The sequence below is a fragment of the Rhodovulum sp. BSW8 genome (genome assembly GCF_003314725.1).
Classification (GTDB): domain Bacteria; phylum Pseudomonadota; class Alphaproteobacteria; order Rhodobacterales; family Rhodobacteraceae; genus Rhodovulum; species Rhodovulum visakhapatnamense.
On the sequence record NZ_QNVX01000012.1, the window covers coordinates 30,683 to 50,987 of the forward strand.

Annotated in this window: 12 protein-coding genes; 6 read left to right on the top strand and 6 right to left on the bottom strand. The window is 68.7% G+C overall.

Annotated elements, in window-relative coordinates; genetic code table 11:
* Positions 1–6 precede the first annotated feature (6 nt).
* Together glgB and DSD19_RS08445 are read right to left on the bottom strand one after the other, a co-directional pair.
* Positions 7–2,223, bottom strand: a complete 2,217-nt coding sequence (glgB, locus tag DSD19_RS08440) for a 1,4-alpha-glucan branching protein GlgB (RefSeq protein ID WP_113669256.1) — start codon at positions 2,221–2,223, stop codon at positions 7–9.
* 43 nt (positions 2,224–2,266) lie between these two features.
* A complete protein-coding gene (locus tag DSD19_RS08445; protein WP_207802436.1) occupies positions 2,267–4,645 on the bottom strand; it encodes a glycogen/starch/alpha-glucan phosphorylase in 2,379 nt (792 codons plus the stop codon).
* A gap of 643 nt (positions 4,646–5,288) precedes the next feature.
* Between DSD19_RS08445 and DSD19_RS08450 the strand changes: the two genes are divergently transcribed.
* The 4 genes from DSD19_RS08450 (at position 5,289) to DSD19_RS08465 (ending at position 13,028) form a co-directional block, all read left to right on the top strand.
* Complete coding sequence (locus tag DSD19_RS08450; RefSeq protein ID WP_113669257.1) at positions 5,289–6,353, top strand: UDP-glucuronic acid decarboxylase family protein; 1,065 nt, start codon at positions 5,289–5,291, stop codon at positions 6,351–6,353.
* A 275-nt stretch (positions 6,354–6,628) separates the two neighbouring features.
* Positions 6,629–8,905 carry a PAS domain-containing hybrid sensor histidine kinase/response regulator gene (locus tag DSD19_RS08455; protein ID WP_165828090.1) on the top strand — a complete coding sequence of 759 codons (2,277 nt, stop codon included), beginning with the start codon at positions 6,629–6,631 and terminating at the stop codon, positions 8,903–8,905.
* Positions 8,906–9,401: 496 nt separating this feature from the next.
* Positions 9,402–12,716 carry an SdrD B-like domain-containing protein gene (locus DSD19_RS08460; RefSeq protein ID WP_113669259.1) on the top strand — a complete coding sequence of 1,105 codons (3,315 nt, stop codon included), beginning with the start codon at positions 9,402–9,404 and terminating at the stop codon, positions 12,714–12,716.
* Between the two features lie 129 nt (positions 12,717–12,845).
* On the top strand, positions 12,846–13,028 hold the full coding sequence (locus DSD19_RS08465) for a hypothetical protein (RefSeq protein WP_075786117.1): 183 nt from the start codon (positions 12,846–12,848) through the stop codon (positions 13,026–13,028).
* A gap of 93 nt (positions 13,029–13,121) precedes the next feature.
* On the opposite strand, the gene DSD19_RS08470 is transcribed toward DSD19_RS08465, so the two are convergent.
* From DSD19_RS08470 to DSD19_RS08485, 4 genes are all read right to left on the bottom strand, one after another.
* Positions 13,122–14,564, bottom strand: coding sequence for an NAD(P)/FAD-dependent oxidoreductase (locus DSD19_RS08470; protein ID WP_113669260.1), 1,443 nt, complete (start codon positions 14,562–14,564; stop codon positions 13,122–13,124).
* Entirely contained in the window at positions 14,557–14,856 is a 300-nt protein-coding gene (locus tag DSD19_RS08475) for a 2Fe-2S iron-sulfur cluster-binding protein (RefSeq protein ID WP_075786119.1), read from the bottom strand. The genes DSD19_RS08470 and DSD19_RS08475 overlap by 8 nt, the downstream gene beginning before the upstream one ends.
* The gene (locus tag DSD19_RS08480; RefSeq protein WP_113669261.1) at positions 14,825–15,931 is read right to left on the bottom strand and encodes an FAD-binding oxidoreductase; all 1,107 of its coding nucleotides are present in this window, start codon (positions 15,929–15,931) and stop codon (positions 14,825–14,827) included. The genes DSD19_RS08475 and DSD19_RS08480 overlap by 32 nt, the downstream gene beginning before the upstream one ends.
* A gap of 222 nt (positions 15,932–16,153) precedes the next feature.
* Positions 16,154–17,437, bottom strand: coding sequence for a KamA family radical SAM protein (locus DSD19_RS08485; RefSeq protein ID WP_113669262.1), 1,284 nt, complete (start codon positions 17,435–17,437; stop codon positions 16,154–16,156).
* Positions 17,438–17,710: 273 nt separating this feature from the next.
* Between DSD19_RS08485 and DSD19_RS08495 the strand changes: the two genes are divergently transcribed.
* Positions 17,711–18,463, top strand: a complete 753-nt coding sequence (locus DSD19_RS08495; RefSeq protein ID WP_113669264.1) for an IclR family transcriptional regulator — start codon at positions 17,711–17,713, stop codon at positions 18,461–18,463.
* 222 nt (positions 18,464–18,685) lie between these two features.
* Positions 18,686–20,257, top strand: a complete 1,572-nt coding sequence (locus DSD19_RS08500; RefSeq protein ID WP_113669265.1) for an ABC transporter substrate-binding protein — start codon at positions 18,686–18,688, stop codon at positions 20,255–20,257.
* Positions 20,258–20,305 lie beyond the last annotated feature (48 nt).

Here is a 20,305-nt window from a genome sequence, read left to right on the forward strand (position 1 = left end):
TCCTCGTCAATCTTCGCCGGGCATCAGATACAGCACCGACAGCGGCGGCAGCGTCAGCTCGGCCGAGGCCGGCAGGCCCTGATGTGCCACCTCTTCCGCGACAACGCCGCCCAGATTGCCGCGGTTTCCGCCGCCATAGATCGCGGCATCGGTATTCATCACCTCGCGCCAGCGCCCGGCCTGCGGCAGACCCAGCCGGACGCCGCTGCGTTCGACCGGCGTCAGGTTGCAGACGACCGCGACCGGCGGATCGCCCTCCTGCCCCTGCCGCAGCCAGGCATAGACCGAAATCTCGGCCGCATTGGCCTCGATCCAGCGGAAGCCGTCGGCCTCGCAATCCTTCACATGCAGCGCGGGCGTGGCCCGGTAAAGCGTGTTCAGATCCCGCACCAGCCGCTGCATGCCGCTGTGCCACTCGGCCCCCAGCACGCCCCAGTCAAGCTCGGCCGCGCGGTCCCATTCGGCGCGCTGGGCGAATTCCTGTCCCATGAACAGAAGCTTCTTGCCCGGATGGCCCCACATGAAGCCGTAATAGGCGCGCAGATTGGCGAATTTCTCCCAGTCGCTGCCCGGCATCTTCGCCAGCATCGAGCCCTTGCCGTGCACCACCTCGTCATGGCTGATCGGCAGGATGAAATTCTCGGAGAAGGCGTAAAGCAGCCCGAAGGTCAGCTGGTGGTGATGGAACTTCCGGTGCACCGGTTCGCGCGCGATGTAATCGAGCGTGTCGTTCATCCAGCCCATGTTCCATTTATAGCCGAAGCCGAGCCCGCCCATGTCGACGGGCCGCGACACGCCCGGGAACGACGTGCTTTCCTCGGCCACCGTCATGACGCCCGGCACCTCGCCATAGGCGACCTCGTTCATCCGCTGCAGCATGGCGATGGCTTCGAGGTTCTCGCGCCCGCCATGGACGTTCGGCACCCATTCGCCCGCCTTCCGCGAATAGTCGCGATAGAGCATCGAGGCCACCGCATCGACCCTGAGCCCGTCGATGTGGTATTCCTCAAGCCAGTAAAGCGCGTTGGAATAAAGGAAATTCGCGACCTCGGTGCGGCCGTAATTGTAGATCAGCGTGTTCCAGTCGTGGTGGAACCCCTCGCGCGGGTCGGCATGTTCGTAAAGCGCCGTGCCGTCGAAACGCTCCAGCCCGTGCGGGTCGGACGGGAAATGCGCGGGCACCCAGTCGAGGATGACCCCCAGCCCCTTGCGGTGCGCCGCATCGACCAGATCGCGGAACTCGTGCGGCGGCCCGTGGCGCACGGTCGGTGCGAAAAGCCCGACCGGCTGATAGCCCCAGGACCCGTCGAAGGGATGTTCCGACAGCGGCAGGAATTCGAGATGGGTGAAGCCCATGTCGGCGGCGTAATCGACCAGCTCTTCGGCCGCCTCCTTGTAGGACAAGGGCCGGTTGCCCTCGTCCGCCTTGCGCCGCCACGAGCCCAGATGCACCTCGTAGACCGAGATCGGCGCGGTCCGGGCATTGTTGCCCGCGCGGTAGGTCATCCAGGCATCGTCGCGCCAGCCATAGCCCGCGATGTCGCGCACGACGCTGGCCGTCTTCGGCGGATGCTCGGCCCCGAAGCCCACCGGGTCGGCCTTCAGCGGCTGGACCGTGCCGTCGCCGCCAAGGATTTCGTACTTGTAGCACGCGCCCTCGCCGATACCGGGCAGAAAGATCTCCCAGACGCCGGTGGTGCCGCGCCGGCGCATCGGCGCGCGGCGCCCGTCCCAGGCGTTGAACGGACCCACCACGGACACCCGCCGCGCATTCGGCGCCCAGACCGCGAAATGCGTGCCCGCGACGCCCTCGTGGCTGCGGACATGGGCGCCCAGCACCTGCCAGATCCGCCGGTGCGTGCCCTCGCCCAGCAGGTATTCGTCCATCTCGCCGATTACCGGGCCGAAGCGGTAGGGATCGTCGAATTCCCAGGCCTGACCGGTGCCGTCGGTGGCGCGCAGGCGGTAGCCGCCCTTGCCGGGCACCGCGCCGGTGAACAGGTCGGGCGCATCGGCCCGGCGGGTCAGCGGATGGGCCTTGCCCTCGACCAGCGCCTCCAGCGTCGCGGCGCCGGGCAGGAAGACCGCCACGATCCGGCGGCGGCCGACCATATGCGGCCCCAGCACCGAAAACGGATCGTCATGCAGCCCCGCCTGCAGCCGCAGCGCATCCTCGCGGGCCGGAAACGGGTCTTTCGCCGGGGCGGATCGGACGGAACTCATGCCCCGAAGCCTAAGACGGCCGGACCCAAATGCAACGGTCTCGTCATTCCGCGACCAGAGGCACGGTGCCCCAGATGTCGCCCATATAGCCCCGGATCGTGCGGTCCGACGAGAACCAGCCCGAGCGCGCGGTGTTGCAGGCGGCCATCCGGTGCCAGACCTCCGGATCGGCATAGGCCGCCTCGGCCCGGCGCTGGGCGTCCCAATAGGCGGTGAAATCGGAACAGACCAGGAAATAGTCCTGCCCGGTCAGGTTGGCGACGACCCCGCGATAGCGGTGCCGGTCCTTGGGCGAGAAGGCGCCCTGACTGATCGCCTTCAGCGCACCGCCCAGACGCGGGTCGGCCTGGATCGCCAGCCTGGCGTGATCGGGCACGGCCCGGCGCGCCTCGACCTCGGCCGCGGTCATGCCGAACAGGAAGAAGTTGCGCGCGCCCACCCGCTCGCGGATCTCGACATTGGCGCCGTCGAGCGTGCCGATGGTCGGCGCCCCGTTCAGCGCGAATTTCATGTTGCCGGTGCCCGAGGCCTCCTTGCCCGCGGTCGAGATCTGCTCTGACAGATCCGCGGCCGGGATCAGCCGCTCGGCGAGGCTGACATTGTAATTCGGCAGGAACAGCACCTTGAGATAGGGACTGGTGACCGGATCGGCGTTCAGCACCGAGGCCACGTCGTTGATCAGATGGATGATTTCCTTGGCGAAGACATAGCCGGGCGCGGCCTTGCCGGCAAAGATCTTGACCCTGGGCACCCAGCCCGCGCCCGGATTGGCCTTGATCTCGCGCCAGAGCGCGACGGTTTCGAGGATGTTCAGATGCTGGCGCTTGTATTCGTGGATACGCTTGATCTGCACGTCGAACAGCGCCTCGGGATCGACCCGCACGCCCTGCTCGGCCGCCAGCCAGTCGGCGAAGTCCTCCTTGTTCTCGCGCTTGGCCTTCGCATAGGCGTCGAGAAACCCGGGATCGGACAGCGACGCCTCGAGCTGGTGCAGCTGTTCCAGATCGTCGACCCAGCCCTCGCCGATCACGTCGGTGATCAGCCGGCTGAGGCGCGGGTTGGCCGACAGCACCCAGCGGCGCGGCGTGACGCCGTTCGTCTCGTTGACGATCCGGTCGGGATGCAGCCGGTGCAGCTCGGCAAAGACTGTCTCCTTCATCAGGTCCGTATGCAGCGCCGAGACGCCGTTGACCTTGTGCGCCATGGTGAAGGCGATCTCGCCCATCTTGACCTCGCCATGCTCGCGCAGCGTGACCCGGCGGCCCGGCATCTCGGCGGCATGGACCTCGTCGATCCGTTCGATCAGCTGCATGTGGCGCGGCAAGAGCCGGGTCATCAGGTCCTCGGACCAGCGTTCCAGCGCCTCGGGCATCAGCGTGTGGTTGGTGTAGCTCAGGCAGCCGCGCGCGGTGGCGATGGCCTCGTCCAGCGCCATGCCGCGTTCGTCATGCAGAAGCCGCACCAGTTCCGGCCCGGCAATCGCCGGATGGGTGTCGTTCAGCTGGATCGCGGCCTTCTTGGGCAGATCGGCCAGCGCGCCGCCCTCTTCCTCGAACCGGCGCAGGATGTCGCGCAGCGACGCGGCGGTGAAGAAATATTCCTGCTTCAGCCGCAATTCCTTGCCCTGCCCGGTGGTGTCGTCGGGATAAAGCACGCGGCTGATGGTGCGGGCCGTCGCCTCGGGTTCGGCGGCGGCGGCATATTCGCCGCGGTTGAACCGCGCCAGATCGAAGCCGTGGAGCGGCTGCGCCGACCACAGCCTCAGAGTATTGGCCCAGCGCCCCTTCCAGCCGATGATCGGCGTGTCGAAGGCCGCCGCGATCACCGCCTCGGCACCGGTCCAGACCGCGCGGCCGTCCTTCTCGGTGACCTCGCCGCCAAAGCGGATCTCCTGGCTGACATCGCGGCGTTCGAATTCCCAGGCATGGAACTGACTCAACCAGTCCTCGGGCTCCTCGACCTGACGGCCGTCCTGGAAGGACTGCCGGAACAGCCCGTTTTCATAGCGGATCCCGTAACCGAAGGCCGGGCAGCCGATGGTCGCAAGCGATTCCATGAAACAGGCCGCGAGCCGCCCGAGCCCGCCATTGCCCAGCGCCGCGTCGGGTTCGTTCTGCACCACCGCGTCAAGCTCGAGCCCCAGATCGGCCAGCGCACCGCGGGCCTGATCCTCGAGCCGCAGGTTGACGATGGCGTCTTCCAGCAACCGGCCGATCAGGAATTCCATCGACAGGTAATAGACGCGCTTGGGCTGCGCTGCACGGGTCGCGCTGTTGGCGGCGAACCAGCGGTCGACCAGCCGGTCGCGCACCGCCAGCGACAGGGCGATCCGCCAGTCGTGGAGGGTGGCATGGCCGGGATCTGTGCCCAGTTCGTAGGCGAGGTGACGCAGGATGGCATCGCGCAGGTCGGCGGCGGTCACGGGAAGGCCTCCATCAGGGGAATGGACAGGTTGCGGTCCTGCCGCGATATGGAAGGAAAAGGGCCTCCGCTTCAAGCGCGAGTTCGCCAAAGACGTGCGAATGCCCTCTTCCGCGCCAGTGCGGTGCGCGACAGACCCTTTTGCGGGCAGAGGCCGAAGCGGAGGGCTCAGGCCCCCGTCGGACGCCCGCTTGCGGGCCCGGCCCAGCGCGCGACGCGGCGCCGCAGAGGGCCGTGGCGTCACGGGCCGACGCGGGGGATGGAGATGCCGTCAGGGGCCGGTATGGTGAACGAGACCCGATGCCGGGTCCGGCCCCTGCACGCGGCCCGGTCCGGCGCCTGACGGCGATATGCGCCGCCGCCGGGACGGGAAGGGCCATCATGGCGATGAGGCGATATGCACGTCTTGGTTGAATCTAATTGGTAAAATTTAATTGGAAGTTGAGCAAACCTGTGCGACACTCTGTGCGGTCGCAGCGAAACGTTCCGCACAGCCTGAAGCCGGGACCGGGTGGGTTGCGATGCGGCGCCCCCGTTCCGGGCGCCGCTGGGTCAGTACCGACCGGCGCGGGGTCCGCACGGGCCGGCAAATCTCTGGCGGGCCTGTCGCCCGCCGCCCCGACCAAGCCAGGCCCGAGGCGCGCATGCCGACAGGCTTTGAAACGCCAACTGACAGCACAGGCATCATTCCATTGAAGCACACCGCGATACGCAGCCTCGTGACCGGCGGCGCCGGGTTCATCGGCACCCATCTGTGCGAGGCGCTGCTGGCGAGGGGCCATCAGGTCATCTGCCTCGACAATTTCAGCACCGGGCGCGAAAGCAACATCGCGCATCTGCGGGGCGATCCGGCCTTCACGCTGCTTTGCCGAGACGTGACGCAGGCGCTGCAGATCGAGGTGGACGAGATCTACAACCTCGCCTGCCCGGCCTCGCCCGCCCATTACGCCCGCGATCCGGTGCAGACCGTCAAGACGTCGGTTCTGGGCACGCTCAACCTGCTTGAACTGGCCCGCAGCACCGGGGCGCGGCTGTTGCAGACCTCGACCTCCGAGGTCTATGGCGACCCGATCATGCATCCCCAGACCGAGGACTATTGGGGCCATGTCAATCCGATCGGCCCCCGCGCCTGCTATGACGAGGGAAAGCGCTGCGCCGAAACGCTGATCTTCGACTTCCGCCGACTGCACGGCCTGCCGGTCAAGGTGGCGCGACTGTTCAACGTCTATGGCCCGGGCATGAGCCCCGGCGACGGACGAGTCGTGTCGAACTTCGCGATGCAGGCGCTTTCGGGAGAGCCGGTCACCATCTACGGCGACGGCCGGCAGACCCGGTCCTTCTGCTTCGTTTCGGACATGATCCGGGCGCTGATTGCCTTCATGGCGACGCCGCCCGAGGTGACCGGGCCGCTCAATCTCGGCAACCCGGCCGAGATGCGCGTGCTCGACCTCGCCGAAACGGTGCTGCGGCTGAGCGGGTCGCGGTCGGGGCTGGCCTTCCGCCCGCTGCCCTGCGACGACCCGGTGCAGCGCCGGCCCGACATCACCCGCGCCCGCAGGCTGCTGGGCTGGGCCCCGGCGGTCGGGCTGGAAGAGGGGCTGCGCGCCACGTTGGCCTATTTCGCCGGGCAGTGCGAGCCGGCCCCGATCCCCGCGCTGCGGCCGTTGGCGCCCGACCCGGTCGCGGCCGAAGCCCTGCGCGCAATCTGATCGGCAAGGACGCCGCCCGACAGGAGCGCCCCGCACGCGGACACGATCCCTGTTCCGGCGGGGCTCGTCGCCGCACCGCGACCCGTCCTGCCTGCCCGACGGGACATGCAGTCTGTTTTCGCGCAAGATTCCTTAAAATTGACGCAAAGTTGCGCTGATCTGGCTACCGCTGGCGCGCGCCGCACGGGCCGGCGCGACCGTCTTTCGCCGAGGTTTCCGTCATGTCCGCCGCCCCCCTGCCCGTCCGCACCCCCTTGGATTTTTCCGCCAGACTGATGGCCTGGCTGCGCGCGCGGGCTCTGCCCACCGGCTCGGGCCGGATCGAGATCGCGGCGGCGGCGGTCTCGATGGCGGTGCTGATGGGGCTCATGGGCACCATGGCGCTGGACATTCGCGGCCGCGAAGAGCGGCTGCACGACCTGACCGCGGGCGAGGCTCAATCGGCCCTGGCCAGGTTCGAAACCGAACACAGCACCTTGCAGAACGCGCTCTATCTGGCACAGCGGGACATGATTCCGCTGGAACGGATCAGGGGCGGCGTCGCGGCATATCTCCAGCAGGCCGATCTGGTGACCCGCTCGGCCCCCTATTCCGACCTCTTGCGGGAATTCGGCCTGGGCGAGCAGGTCCGTCACATAGACCAGGCGGCCCGCCACATCGCCCAGATGGTCGCGGTCGACGATGCCGGGCTGCGCACCCGCCTTCCCGACCTTATCGACCAGTTGGCCGCCACAAAGGCCGACGTTCACGACCTGTCCTCGCATGGCGCCGATCTCCTGATGCAGATCCACTTTCGCGCGCATGGCCTGATCGACCGGCTCGAAAGCTCGCTGGCACTGATCGCCCTGGCGCTGATCTCGCTCCTGCTGGCCGGCATCGGCGCGCTGCTGCGCCTCGCACGCCAGATGCGCACCCGCAGCGAATTGCTGCAGGCAAGCTCCTCCCGGTTCAATGCCGTGGTCATGACCGCGCTCGATGCGGTGATCGTGACCGATGAGGACGGGCGCGTGCTGGAATTCAACGCCGCCGCCGAACAGACCTTCGGCTATACCCGCGACGAGGTCATCGGCCGCAGCGCCACCGATCTGTTGATCCCGCCCGACAAGCACGACGCCCGCATGGCCACCCGGGCGTACTACCGGGAGGCGCACCGGCGCGGCGAAGCCCAGAGCGGCCGGTTCGAGATGACCTTGCAACGCAAGACCGGCGAGCGGTTCGACGCCGAGATCTCGGTCGCCCATGGCACCAGCGAGGACGGCCCGATTTCCGTCAGCTTCCTGCGCGACATTTCGGACCGCAAGGCCGCCGAGGCCGAACTGACCGCGGCGCGCGACCGGGCGCTCGCGGGCGAGAAGGCCAAGTCGCGGCTGGTCGCGGTGATGAGCCACGAGATGCGCACGCCGCTGAACGGGCTCCTTGGAACCATGGACCTGATGCAGCGCACACCGCTCGATGCCGAGCAGCGCCAGTATCTGGAGGTCATGGCCTGCTCGGGCGAGATCCTGCTGCACCATGTCGAGGACGCGCTGGAAGCCTCGAGCCGGGATGCCGGGCGGTCCGAGGTCCGCAACGAGGCCTTCGATCTGTCCGCCAAGCTGAGGCGCGTGGTCGCCATCCACCAGTCGCTGGCCAGACTGCGCGACACCCGGCTGGTGCTGGACATCGCGCCCGGCCTCGAAGAGGTCCGGGGCGATGCGCCGCGGCTGCGCCAGATCCTGATCAACCTGATCTCGAACGCGGTCAAGTTCACCCGCGACGGCACGGTCACGATCTCGGCCGCAAGGGCCGCCGACGGCCGGGTCGAGATCCGCGTCGCCGATACCGGGATCGGCATCGCGCCCGAGGATCTGCCCCGCATCTTCGACGACTTCTTCACCGTCGACGCCACCTACGGGCGCGAGGCGGGCGGTACCGGGCTGGGACTTGCCATCGTCGCCCGCCATGTGGGGCTGCTGGGCGGCGAGATCGCGGTCGAGAGCCGCCCGGGCCGGGGCAGCGTCTTCACGCTGCGGCTCGATCTTCCCGAGGCCCGGGGCGGGATCGCCCGGCCCGCCGCCCCGGCGACCGCTGCCGCTCCGGCCCGGCCGCTTGACGTGCTGGTGGTCGAGGACAACCGCGTGAACCGCTTCGTCGCCCGCCGCCTGCTGGAAGGGCTCGGCCATCGCGTGACCGAGGCCGAAGACGGGATCGACGGCGTGGCGGCGGCCACGGCCCGGCGCTATGACGTGATCCTGATGGATATCAGCATGCCCCGCCTCGACGGGGTCGAGGCCGCCCGGCGCATCCGCGCGGCAAGCGGCGTCCCGCCCCGGATCGTCGCCATGACCGCGCATACCCTGCCCGCCGACCTGACCCGGTTCCGCGCGGCCGGGATGGAAGAGGTCGCGCTGAAGCCGGTCTCGCGCAAACGCCTGGCCGAGCTTCTGGGCGATGCCTTCCCCGAGACCGGCCGCACTCTCGCCCGTGAGGACGCCCGCCCCACAGGCCCCTGCCCGGACGCGCTGGATGCCACGGGGTCCGGGGCCGCGCCTCTCGTACGCGCCGTCGGCTGACCGCCGAATCTCCGCCTTCCGCAACGACAGCGCCACCTCGTCCTTCGCCGCCGCCCCCGCCGCGCGAGCCCGGCGCCGCGGCCACGATTTTCCTCTTTTCTTTCATGCCTCTCGGCCCGGCTTCACGAGAATTGGAAAAATTTGTCGAAAAGAAGATGAAAACCGGTATCCTGTTCCCGAGCGTGGGGTCGTGGGGGGTATACGCTGAGTGCCGTTGGGGGACGGCTTGATTTCAGGACTGCTGCGCGTGAATGCGACCCGGATTTCAGGGTGTTTTTCGCGCAATTCGACCAAGATCTGAAACCGCAGGGGTCGGACTTTTTCGTTCGGGCGGTGTTCTATTGTCCTGGGCCTGTTTCCCTCGGTCCGCAGCGGCTTTTCACAGCCGAAACCACAGCCGATGTGCAGCGCGTTCGCCGCAGCCGGATGAAAAAGCCGCGCGCCGGACCGCAGGTTGACGAACCCGGATTATCGGGGCCAGCGAGGGACGGAAGTCATGACCTATTACTATAGATACCACCAAAAGCGTTACGAATGGACCGCTTATAAAGAGGCCGATCTGCTGGCCTCGAACGACACCAACCTGTCCTGCGGCGACAGCTTCAAGATGCCCGGCTGCGCCACGGTGACGATGGCGACCTATGACGACGACAGCATCCTCTCGGGCGACGAGTATTGCGACGACAACGCCAGCGACTGGAGCGGCCAGGACGCCTATGTGAATGGCGGTCGCGTCGGCGCCCAGCTTTACGCCGAACAGTATCACGTCCTGCGCGGGACGGACGGACGGATCTATTACCTGATCGAGATCGAGGTCGAAGGCTATGACGCGCCCGGCAAGGGCGACGACTTCTTCACCTTCTATGGCGCGGTGCCGCCCGCCGGGGTGACGCTGACCGTGGTCCAGACCTGCAATGTCAGCGGCTGCATGATCGACTATGCCTGTCTCGGCGCCGGCTGCGTCGCGCCGCCGAACACGCCGCCGACCTTCTCGAACGCGCCCGGCAACTGCATCACCATCGACGAGAACACCACCTTCGTCATCGACCTCGACGCGACCGACGCCGATGGCGATGCGCTCAGCTATGCGGTCGTCGGCGGCGCCGATGCGGCGCTTTTCACCATCGATGCCGCGACCGGCCAGCTCGGCTTCATCGCCCCGCCCGATTACGAGGCGCCGGCCGATGCGGGCGGCGACAATACCTATGAGGTCCAGGTGCGGGTCGCCGACGGCAAGGGCGGCGAAGAGGTCAAGCTGCTGAAGGTCTGCGTCCAGGACGTCGCCGAGGGCGGCTCTGGCAGCTGCAGGGTGATCGAGGCCGAGGACATGAGCCTGTGCGGCTACAAGGTCGAAGGCCGCTCGGATGCCTCGGACGGGGCGGGCATCATGCTGTGCGCGGGCTCGGGCTATGCCACGACGACCTTCCAGGGCGGCACCGGAAGCTACGACCTGACGCTGACCTACCTGGATGAAAGCGACGGCCGCGGCGCCATCGACGTCTATGTGAACGGCTCGAAGGTCAAGACGATCTGGCTCAACGAGAACGGCGGCGGCGACGGCGGCGTCGGCAGTTCCTCCTGGTCCAGCGTGACCATCGAGGACCTGTCGCTGAAGGCCGGCGACAAGATCACCCTCAAGGGCTATGGCGATTGCGGCGAATTCGCCCGGATCGACAAGATCGAGATCTGCCAGCCCGCCTGCGCGCCCTGTGTGGTGATCGAGGCCGAGGACATGTGCGCCTACAACTTCGTCACCGTGCGCGGCGCCGAGGCCTCGGGCGGCGAGCTGGTGCGGCTGGCTTGCGGCACCTGGGGGGCGCTTTCGACCAGCTTCAAGGGCTGCGACGGCACCTACGATCTGCGCGTCTTCGCGCAGGACGAGAATGACGGGCAGTCGACCCTCGTGATCAGGATCAACGGGCAGGAGGTGGGCACCATCCTTCTGGATGGCGACACCGATGGCTCGGGCGATGACAACGGCCCCTTCACCGCCTTCAAGATCGAGAACCTCACCGTGCATAACGGCGACAAGATCGAGATCTACGCCTGCGGCGACGATGGCGAATTCGTGCGGATCGACAAGATCCAGCTCTGCCAGGACGAAGAGCCGGTGCTGGGCGCGCTGGGCGATACGGTCTGGTACGACACCGACCGCGACGGCCTCCAGGACGCGGGCGAGCTGGGCGCGGCGGGCGTGACCGTGACGCTTCTGAACGGCGACGGCAGCGCGACCGGGCGCAGCACCGTGACCGATGCCGACGGCAAGTACCTCTTCGACGGGCTCGAGGCCGGTCAGTACCGCGTGCAGTTCGACGGCGTGGCGGGCTATGACTTCACCACCGCCGACGCGGGCGACGACGCGCTCGACAGCGACGCCGACCCCGCGACCGGGCTCAGCCATATCGTCGACCTCGGCGCGGGCGAGACCGATCTGACCGTCGACGCGGGCCTCGTGACCAAGCTTGGCGCGCTGGGCGACACGGTCTGGTACGACACCGACCGCGACGGCCTCCAGGACGCGGGCGAGCTGGGCGCGGCGGGCGTTCTGGTGACCCTTCTGAACGGCGACGGCAGCGCGACCGGGCGCAGCACCGTGACCGATGCCGACGGCAAGTACCTCTTCGACGGGCTCGAGGCCGGTCAGTACCGCGTGCAGTTCGACGGCGTGGCGGGCTATGACTTCACCACCGCCGACGCGGGCGACGACGCGCTCGACAGCGATGCCGACCCCGCGACCGGGCTCAGCCATATCGTCGATCTTGGCGCGGGCGAGACCGATCTGACCGTCGACGCGGGCCTGATCGAAGAGAACCGGACCCCCGAGCCCCAGGACGATGCCGGCCGCGGCTGCGCCGATACCGTGATCGTGGTCGATGTTCTGGGCAATGACAGCGATCCCGATGGCGACACGCTGACCATCACCGAAATCGACGGGCAGGCGATTTCCGAGGGCCAGACCGTCTCGACCGCCGCGGGCGACGTAACGCTCGAGGGCGGGGTGCTGAAGGTGCTGGGCAATGCCAACGCCGCCATCGCCGCGCTCGACATCGGCGAACATGCGAAGGCAGGCTTCACCTACACCGTCTCGGACGGCAATGGCGGCACGGCCTCTGCCACCGTCGAAATGACCTATTGCGGCGATGCCAATTCGCTGCAGTCGCTGATCGACAGCCTGCCCGATACGGCCACCTATCAGGTGATCGCGGGCAACGAAGTCTCGCCGATCCAGGATTACGGCTATGACCTGTTGATCACCGGCACCGGAGACGACCGGCTCGACGGTGTCGTGTTCCAGCAGGCCTATTGCCTCAGCTTCCAGACGGCGGTCGCGACAGACGGCAGCTTCGCCACCGCGCCCGAACTGGCCGGCAATATCGAAAGCGGCGGGGACGGGTCCGCCTTCGGCGCGACCCAGGTCGGCCTGGCCAACGGGCTTGCCGCGGCCGAGAATCTCGACCTGATCAACTGGATCATCGCCCAGGACTTCGAAGCCAATTCGGCCGGATCGGTCGATGGCAAGTTCTCGGGCTGGGAAGTCCAGTTGGCGATCTGGGAACTGACCGACACGCTCGACCCCGGGGTCTGGGGCACCGACAGCGTTTCGGATTTCGTGCTCGGGCTCGATCCCGCCTACGGTCAGAGCGCGGATGTGGATTTCCTCGTTCAGCAGGCGCTGGCCAATGGCGAGGGCTTCGTGGCCGGAGACGGCGACATCGCCTCGTTCATCGTCGATCCGGACCCGGTCACTCCGGAAAACGCGCAACCGTTCATCGTCGCCTTCAATTTCGACCAGAACGACTGCCTGTGCTGAACCGGGACACGACTGGCGAAGGCCGGGCAACCGGCCTTCGGCACCGGCGGGACATTCCGCCCAACCCGCGGGTCCCGGCAAACCGCCGACGGCCCCGTCATTTCTGAACCCAAGAGAGGGAGACGTTCCATGAAGACCATTCTGACTGCCCTTGCTGCCACCATCGCCGCGACCGCCAGCCACGCCTCGAATTTCCAGCCGCCGACGACGACCTCGGTGCCGGAAATCAGTGCCCTCGAAGGCACCGCCGCCATCGCCGCGCTGGTCGCCATCGTGTTCCTGGCCTGGGAGCGTCGCCGCCGCGCCGCCTGAGCGCCCGGACCGCCCTGGCCGGTTCTCCGGCCGCATGCGTGAGACCGGAAAGGCCCGCCTCGAGGCGGGCCTTTTCGCGCCGGGGGCACGGGGTCAGGCGGCGTCGCCCTGCCCCGGAGCGGCCTTGTAGGTCCCGGCCGCCTCGCCGGTTTCGGCCAGCGCAGCCAGCGCGCCCAGCGTCAGCGGCTTGATCGGCGGGCGGATGTGGAAATAGCCGGTCTCGTCCGGGCTCTGCCCCGTCGCCTCGGCCAGAATCTGAGTCACCGCAAGCCCGCAGACCCGCCCCTGACACGGCCCCATTCCGGCCCGAAGGAAGCCTTTCAGCCGGTTCGGGCCCGGGCATCCCTGCGCGGCCGCCCGGCGGATCTCGCCCGCCGTCACCTCTTCGCAGCGGCAGACCATCGTCGTGTCGTCGGGCCGAAGCGCCTCGGCGAAGGGCGGATAGGCCGCATCGAGAAACGGCCGCACCGCCAGTTCGCGCCGCAGTTGCCGTCGCAGCGGTTTCGCGCGGCCGTCGCGCTCGTCGCTGCCGATCCGGCCCAGGCCCTCGGCGATCCGAAGCGCGGCCAGCCGCCCCTGCAGCTCGGCCGCGCGGGCCCCGCCGATCCCGGCGCCGTCGCCCGCCAAGAAAACACCCTCGACACCACCTTCTGCCGCCGCCGCCTCGCCCCAGGCATCGCAGACCGGCACGAAGCACTGCTGACGCGGCGCCCAGCGATGGTCGAGCCCCAGCGAGCGGGCCGCCTGCGGGTTCGGCACGACGCCGTGATGCAGGAAAACGGTATCGCAGGGCAGCCGGTGCTGGGCGCCGCCGCGGCGGAAGCGGACCGCCTCGGCGCGGTCCTCGCCCTCGATGACGATCTCCTGCGCGCCGACGATGCGCGGCACGCCTGCGCGTTGCAACACCCGCAGCAGACGCCAGCCCTCGGTCATGTACCCCCAACCGCCGAAAAGCCCGCCCATATGGCGCAGCGCGCGGGCCAGATCGCCCCGGGTCTGGGTCTCGATCAGCGCAGCCGGGTTGATCCCGGCCCGCACCATCTGCACCGCGAAGAGGTACAAGAGCGGCCCGGTGCCCACCAGCACCGAGCGGCGCGGCACCAGCCCCGCCTGTTTCAGCAGGATCTGCCCCCCCCCGGCGGTCATCACCCCGGGCAGGGTCCAGCCCGGCACCGGCATCGGCCGTTCCAGCGCGCCGGTCGCCAGAAGCACCCGTCGCGCGCGCAAGAGCCGCGCCGCATTCTCCCGGGAATAGCAGATCGTGAAGCCCGGCTCGATCGCCCAGACTCCGGCGCCCCCCAGATGCGAGATGCGCGGATCGTCCAGCGCCGCGGTCAGCCGCCGTCCCTCGACGAAGTCCGGCCCCAGCACGGCGCCGCGCATCGGACCGACCCGGTCGACATCGCGATAGGCCTGCCCGCCCGGGCGCGGCTGGTCGTCAAGCAGCGCGACCCTCAGCCCGAGCCCGGCCGCCTCGGCCGCCGCCGCCATGCCAGCCGGACCCGAGCCGATGACGGCAAGGTCGGTCTCATGCATCGCCGGGCGCCCCCGGGCGGGTCAGGCGCATGTCCTCGGCCACTTCCAGCAGGCAGGCCTGCCGGGTTTCGCCCTCGACCTCGATCATGCAGTCGAAGCATGCCCCCATCATGCAATAGGGCGCGCGCGGGGCCCCCGAACAGGCGGTCCCGCGGAAGGTGTTCACGCCAGCCGCCAGCAGGGCCGCGGCCAGGTTCGCGCCGCACGGCAGGTGCAGCGGCGCCCCGTCCAGCCAGACCCGCACACGGGGACCGGGTGCCTCAAGCGACAGGAAGGTTGAAACGGTCTTCACGGAATACCTCCAGATTGGGGGCCGCATCGGTCCCCTCGAGCCAGTCGGGCAGGACCTGCGCATGGGCCGCCGCCAGCGTGATGCCGGAATGACAGGTCACAAGAAAGGCCCCGTGCATCGCGGCGCTTTCCTGATAGACCGGCAGCCCGTCCGGGGTCATGACCCTGAGCGCGCCCCAGCTGCGCAAAAGCTGGACCCGCGCCAGCGCGGGAAAGGCCGCCACCGCATCGGCGGCCAGCCGGGCCAGACCCGGCCGGGTCACGCCGTCGTCGAAGCCCACCTCTTCGTTGGTGGCCCCGATCTGGATGCCGCCCTCGGGCACCTGCCGGGCGATCACCGAGGGCCGGTTCAGAAGCCGGGGCAGCTTTTCGGTGATCAGCACCTGACCGCGCTGCGGCCGCACCGGGGCGCGAAACCCGAAAGCGGGCCCGAGCCGGGCCGCGCCGAGCCCGGCGGCCAGCACCACCCTGCCCGCCTCGAGGACGGTGCCGTCGGCGCAGGTCAGCCGGAAGGCCCCGTCGCGCGTGACCCCGGTCACCTGGCGGCCGGTCAGCACCGTACCGCCCGCGCGCCGCACCGCCTCGTTCAAGGCGGCCAGCAGCCCCAGCGGGTCGGCATGCCCGTCCTGGCGGTGCAGGATCGCCCCGGCCACGCGCGGCCCGATCGCGGGTTCTTCCCGGCGCAGCGCCGCATGGTCGAGGATCTCGAAGGGATAGTCGCCGCCCAGCGCGGCCTTCAGGCCCTCATAACGCGCGGCCGTCGCCTCAAGCCCCTCTTCGCTGAACTGGATATCGTAGCCGCCCTTTTGCTCGACCCAGACCGGGCGTCCGGCCGCCTCGGCCAGATCGGCCGCGAATCCGGGCCAGGCCGCAGCCGAGCGTTGGGTCCAGCGGGCATAGCGCGGCTCGTTCAGGCCCTTGCCCTGCACCCAGATCAGGCCGAAATTGCCCCGGCTGGCACTGAGCGCCCCGTCGCCGCCGTCGATGACAATGACACGACGACCCCGAAGCAAGAGCCCCCAGGCGACCGAAAGGCCGACGACTCCGCCGCCGATGATGGCGTATTCGCTGTCCATCCTAGCCCTTTCGTGCCCGTCCCCAGCGCGGCACGGCGTGGCCTCCCTGCACCCCGGATAGCCGGTTTCCGACCCGCCGTCGAGCCGCCCGGGAACGTAACGGCATTTTCCCCCGGGCCCTGCGCAACTCCGCCTGCGGACCGCCCGGGATGCGCGAAATCCGGGCCTTCCCGGGACCGCCGCTCCTTGCGCAGGCACCCCGGAGGCCCTGACCGCCCCCGTTCAGGACCGCGGCTTTTCCGCGCCGATCCGGCCGCCGGGATCGGGATAGCGGTAGATCCGGCCCTCGAAATTGCGCAACAGCAGGTCGTCGCCGTCGCGCCCCTCGATATGGTCGGGCACCAGCGCCACCTTGCCGCCGCCGCCGGGCGCGTCGATGATGTATTGCGGCACCGCATAGCCGGTCAGATGGCCGCGCAACCCGTCGATGAGATCCAGCCCGGTCTCGACCGGGGTGCGGAACTGGCCCGAGCCGGTGATCGGGTCGCATTGCAGCAGGTAATAGGGCCGGACCCGCCGCCGCAGAAGCTCGCGGTAAAGCGTCCGCAGCGTCTCGACATGGTCGTTGATGCCCTTCAGCAGCACGGTCTGCGCACCGAGCGGAAGGCCCGCATCGGCCAGCCGGGTCAGCGCCTCGGTCGCCTCAAGGGTCAGTTCGGCGGGATGGGTGCAATGCACCGACATCCACAGCGGATGGTGCTTGCGCAGCATCCGCGTCAGCGCCCGGGTGATCCGCATCGGCAGCACCAGCGGCACCTTGGTGCCGATCCGGATGAACTCGACATGCGGGATCGCGCGCAGCCGCCCCAGAAGATAGTCGAGCTTGTCGTCCGACAGCGTCAGCGGATCGCCGCCCGACACCAGCACGTCGCGGATCTGCGGCGTGGCCTCGATATAGGCGAAGGCGCGCTCCCAGTGGCGGGCCGAGATCTGCTGTTCGCCCCCGGTCTGGCCGACCATCCGCGAGCGCGTGCAATAGCGGCAATAGGTCGAACAGGTGCCGGTGGCCAGGAACAGGGCGCGGTCGGGATAGCGGTGCACGAGCCCGGGCACGGCGCTGGCCGGGTCCTCGCCCAGCGGATCGTCGGACTCGCCCGGCAGGCGCAGATATTCCTGACCGACCGGAATATGGGTGCGCCGCAGCGGCTCGGCCGGATCGTCGGCCCCCATCAGGCTGGCATAATAGGGTGTGATCCCGACCGGCAGCCCGCCCTTGTGCCGGGCGACTGCGGCCCGTTCGTCCTCGGTCAGGCGAAACACCCGCTCGAGCCCGTCCAGCGACCGGATCCGGGCGCGCAGTTGCCAGCGCCAGTCGCTCCACTCGGCGGCGGTCGCCTCGGGAAAGACCCGGCGCCGGAAGGCGCGCGCCCCGGGGCTCGAGGGAAAGGCCGACCGTCGCGCAGCCTCGCGGGGCGGTGCGGACGGTGCGGACGGTGCGGCGCTGTCTGGCGCTCCGGTTTTGCCGTCGCGGGCGGGCGGCCTGTCGGAAAAGGGGGTCTCGGTCATCGCTGGCAAGGTCCGGTGGAAAGCGGGCCGTCGCGCGGCGGTCGACCGGGCGCGCCCCGACCCCGAGACCCGCTGGATGCCCTCAAACGCCGCCGAATTCAATGGAGCCACGGGGGAGCCGCGGGCTGTTTTCCGCCCGATCCGCCGCGAGCAGCGGCAAAAACGCAGCGACGTTGCCTTGTTTGTGACCCATTTCACGATTGACGCGTCGTCTCAGGCCGATAATTGTTTCGAATATTGGAACGGTTGTTCCGTTTCTCTGGAACTGGTGGAATGACGATATTGGAGAATGCGGCACTGGTGCTGCGCTGTTTCGGCAATAACTGCACCGACCTGACGGTGTCGGAGGTCTCCGAACGGCTGGGGCTGCCGAAGGCCTCGGCCTCGCGACTTCTGAAGTCGATGCGCGAGACCGGGATGCTCGAAGAGATCGGTGGCAGCCGCCGCCACCGTCCGGGCCGCATGATGCTGAATCTCTCGGCGGCGTTCCGCTATTCCTCGGGTGTGATCGGGCGGGCGCGGGCCGCCGTCCATGAGTTGAGCCAGGCCTTCGGCCATACCGGCTATGTGTCGATCCGCGACAACCGCCAGGTGCTGGCCATCGCCGATTTCGAGGGCACGAACGCGCTTCGCGTCGGCGCCAGCATCGGCAACAAGCTTCCGGCCGAGCGCTGCGCCACCGGGCGCAGCCTGCTGGCGCGGCTGGCCCCGGCCGAGGTCGCGCTGCTTTATCCCGACGGCCCCATCGCCGAACGGCTTGCGCCCCAGCTCGATAGGATCCGCCGCACCGGCTACGCCCTATCGTCTCAGGAGACCACGCCCGGGGTCGACGGGCTTGCCGTGGCGGTGGGCGATCCGGTGACCTCCGAGGCGGTCAGCCTCTGTCTGGTCTATCCGCACAATCTCGTCTCGGACGCCGAACGCAACGCCATGATCGACGCCATGATCGACAGCGCCGGAGGCATCGCCGAAGCGGTGGGCGATCCGCTGTTCCGCGCCGCGGCCGAGCGCAAGGTTCCCGCGTAAACCGGGGGCCTGACGTCCCGGCTTCGGCCCGATCTTCAGAGGCGGCGTCCTGCAGGGCGCATCGGTCCGGCGCTGCGCCCGCGACCGCAGCGACATCATGCCGCAGCCGATCTGCTGCATCGTCTGTGATGAAGGTGACGTTACGGTCCCTTATCCAGACCGGGAAAGACAACATCGCAAAACGAGACCCGGAACGGGCGCCTTCAACTCGGAGACCACATCATGACCGACCCGTTTCGCGCGCTCGGGCGGCGCGACCTGTTGCTGCTGGCCGGAGCGGGGGTTGCCGGGGCTGCCCTGCCAGGCCGCCTTCACGCCCAGGCGCCCCGGGTTCTGGTGATCGCCTCGGGGCAGGATTTTCCCAATCTCGACCCGCACACCGCGACCGGCTATGCTCCCGCCTTCTTCATGCGCAATGTCTACGATCCGCTGCTGCGCATCTCTGGCAATCCGCCCCGGCCGGTGCCGGGACTCGCCCGCAGCTGGGACGGCTCGGCCGACGGGATGACGCATGAATTCCATCTGGACCCGGCGGCGCGGTTTCACTCCGGCGCCCCGGTGACGGCCGAAGACGTGGTCTATTCCTTCGCCCGGGCGCTGCGTCTGGCCAAGGGCAATTCCTGGATGCTGCGGGGCATCCTCACCCCCGGGGGGCTCGACGCGGTCGACCCGGCGACAGTGCGGATCACCCTGGCCGCGCCCTTCGCCGCCTTCCTGCAGGTGCTGCCCTGGTTTCCGGTGGTCGAGAAGGCCGCGGTCGAGGCGCATCTGGGCGAGGATGACGGCCAGAGCTGGCTGATGACACAGACCGCGGGCTCGGGTCCCTTCGCGCTGCAGCAGGCCCGGCCCGGCGCGCTTTACCGCTTTGTCCGGGCCCCGACCGCCTGGCAGGGCGGCGGCGGCAATCTCGACGGCGTGATCTGGCGCATCGCCCGGGAGGGCGCGACCGAGCGGCTGTTGTTGCAACGGGGCGAAATCCATGTCGCGCTGGACCTGACCTCGGAGGACATGGACGCGCTGAAAGGCGCGCCGGGCGTGGTGCGAGTGATCGAACCCGAATACCGCACCTTCACGATCAAGATGAACACCCGCCGCGGTCCGCTGGCCGATATCAACATGCGCCGCGCGATTTCCCATGCGCTCGATTACGACGCGCTGCGCGATACCGCCGGGTATGCCGATCTGATGGTCGGCCCGTTGCCCCTGGGCATCCTGGGGCACGACCCGGATCTGGCGGTACCCCGCCACGACCCCGACGCCGCCCGTGCCCATCTGGCGCGGACCGCGACGCCCGAGGGCGGGATCTCGCTGAAGATCGTCTATTCCGCCAATCTCGAACAGCAACGGCGCTATGCGCTGGTGCTGCTGGACAGCCTCAGGGCGCTGAACATCACGCTTGAAATCCAGCCGATGCGCTGGCCCGAAATGGTCGCCGCCTGCGCCAGCCCCGACACGCTGCCGGATTTCTTCCCGGTCTATCAGACCGCGAATTACGGCGACCCGGACAATTTCGCCTATGCCGCCTATCATTCGGCCTCGAACGGCAACTGGCAGAACCCGGTCTTTGCCGATCCCGAGGTCGACCGGCTGATCGAGGCGGGCCGCACCGAAACCGACATCGACGCCCGCAAGGCGATCTATGGCAACTTCCAGCGCAAGGTGGTCGCCGATGCACCCGATCTCTTCGGGGTGCAGGAACGGCGCAAGCTCGGCCTCCGCGACGCGGTGCGGGGCCATGTCTTCACACCGGTCGCCGCGAATGCCATCGAGTGCTGGCCGCTGTCGCTGGTCTGAGCCCGCCCCCTCCCCCGCCCCGGGCGCATCTGGCGACCGGGGTCCGCC

Excerpts from the sequence above, each read along its gene's own strand:
- glgB (WP_113669256.1), bottom strand. The coding sequence starts at position 2,223 with ATGAGTTCCGTCCGATCCGCCCCGGCGAAAGACCCGTTTCCGGCCCGC.
- DSD19_RS08450 (WP_113669257.1), top strand. The coding sequence starts at position 5,289 with ATGCCGACAGGCTTTGAAACGCCAACTGACAGCACAGGCATCATTCCA.
- DSD19_RS08455 (WP_165828090.1), top strand. The coding sequence starts at position 6,629 with ATGGCCTGGCTGCGCGCGCGGGCTCTGCCCACCGGCTCGGGCCGGATC.
- DSD19_RS08460 (WP_113669259.1), top strand. The coding sequence starts at position 9,402 with ATGACCTATTACTATAGATACCACCAAAAGCGTTACGAATGGACCGCT.
- DSD19_RS08465 (WP_075786117.1), top strand. The coding sequence starts at position 12,846 with ATGAAGACCATTCTGACTGCCCTTGCTGCCACCATCGCCGCGACCGCC.
- DSD19_RS08470 (WP_113669260.1), bottom strand. The coding sequence starts at position 14,564 with ATGCATGAGACCGACCTTGCCGTCATCGGCTCGGGTCCGGCTGGCATG.
- DSD19_RS08480 (WP_113669261.1), bottom strand. The coding sequence starts at position 15,931 with ATGGACAGCGAATACGCCATCATCGGCGGCGGAGTCGTCGGCCTTTCG.
- DSD19_RS08485 (WP_113669262.1), bottom strand. The coding sequence starts at position 17,437 with ATGACCGAGACCCCCTTTTCCGACAGGCCGCCCGCCCGCGACGGCAAA.
- DSD19_RS08495 (WP_113669264.1), top strand. The coding sequence starts at position 17,711 with ATGACGATATTGGAGAATGCGGCACTGGTGCTGCGCTGTTTCGGCAAT.
- DSD19_RS08500 (WP_113669265.1), top strand. The coding sequence starts at position 18,686 with ATGACCGACCCGTTTCGCGCGCTCGGGCGGCGCGACCTGTTGCTGCTG.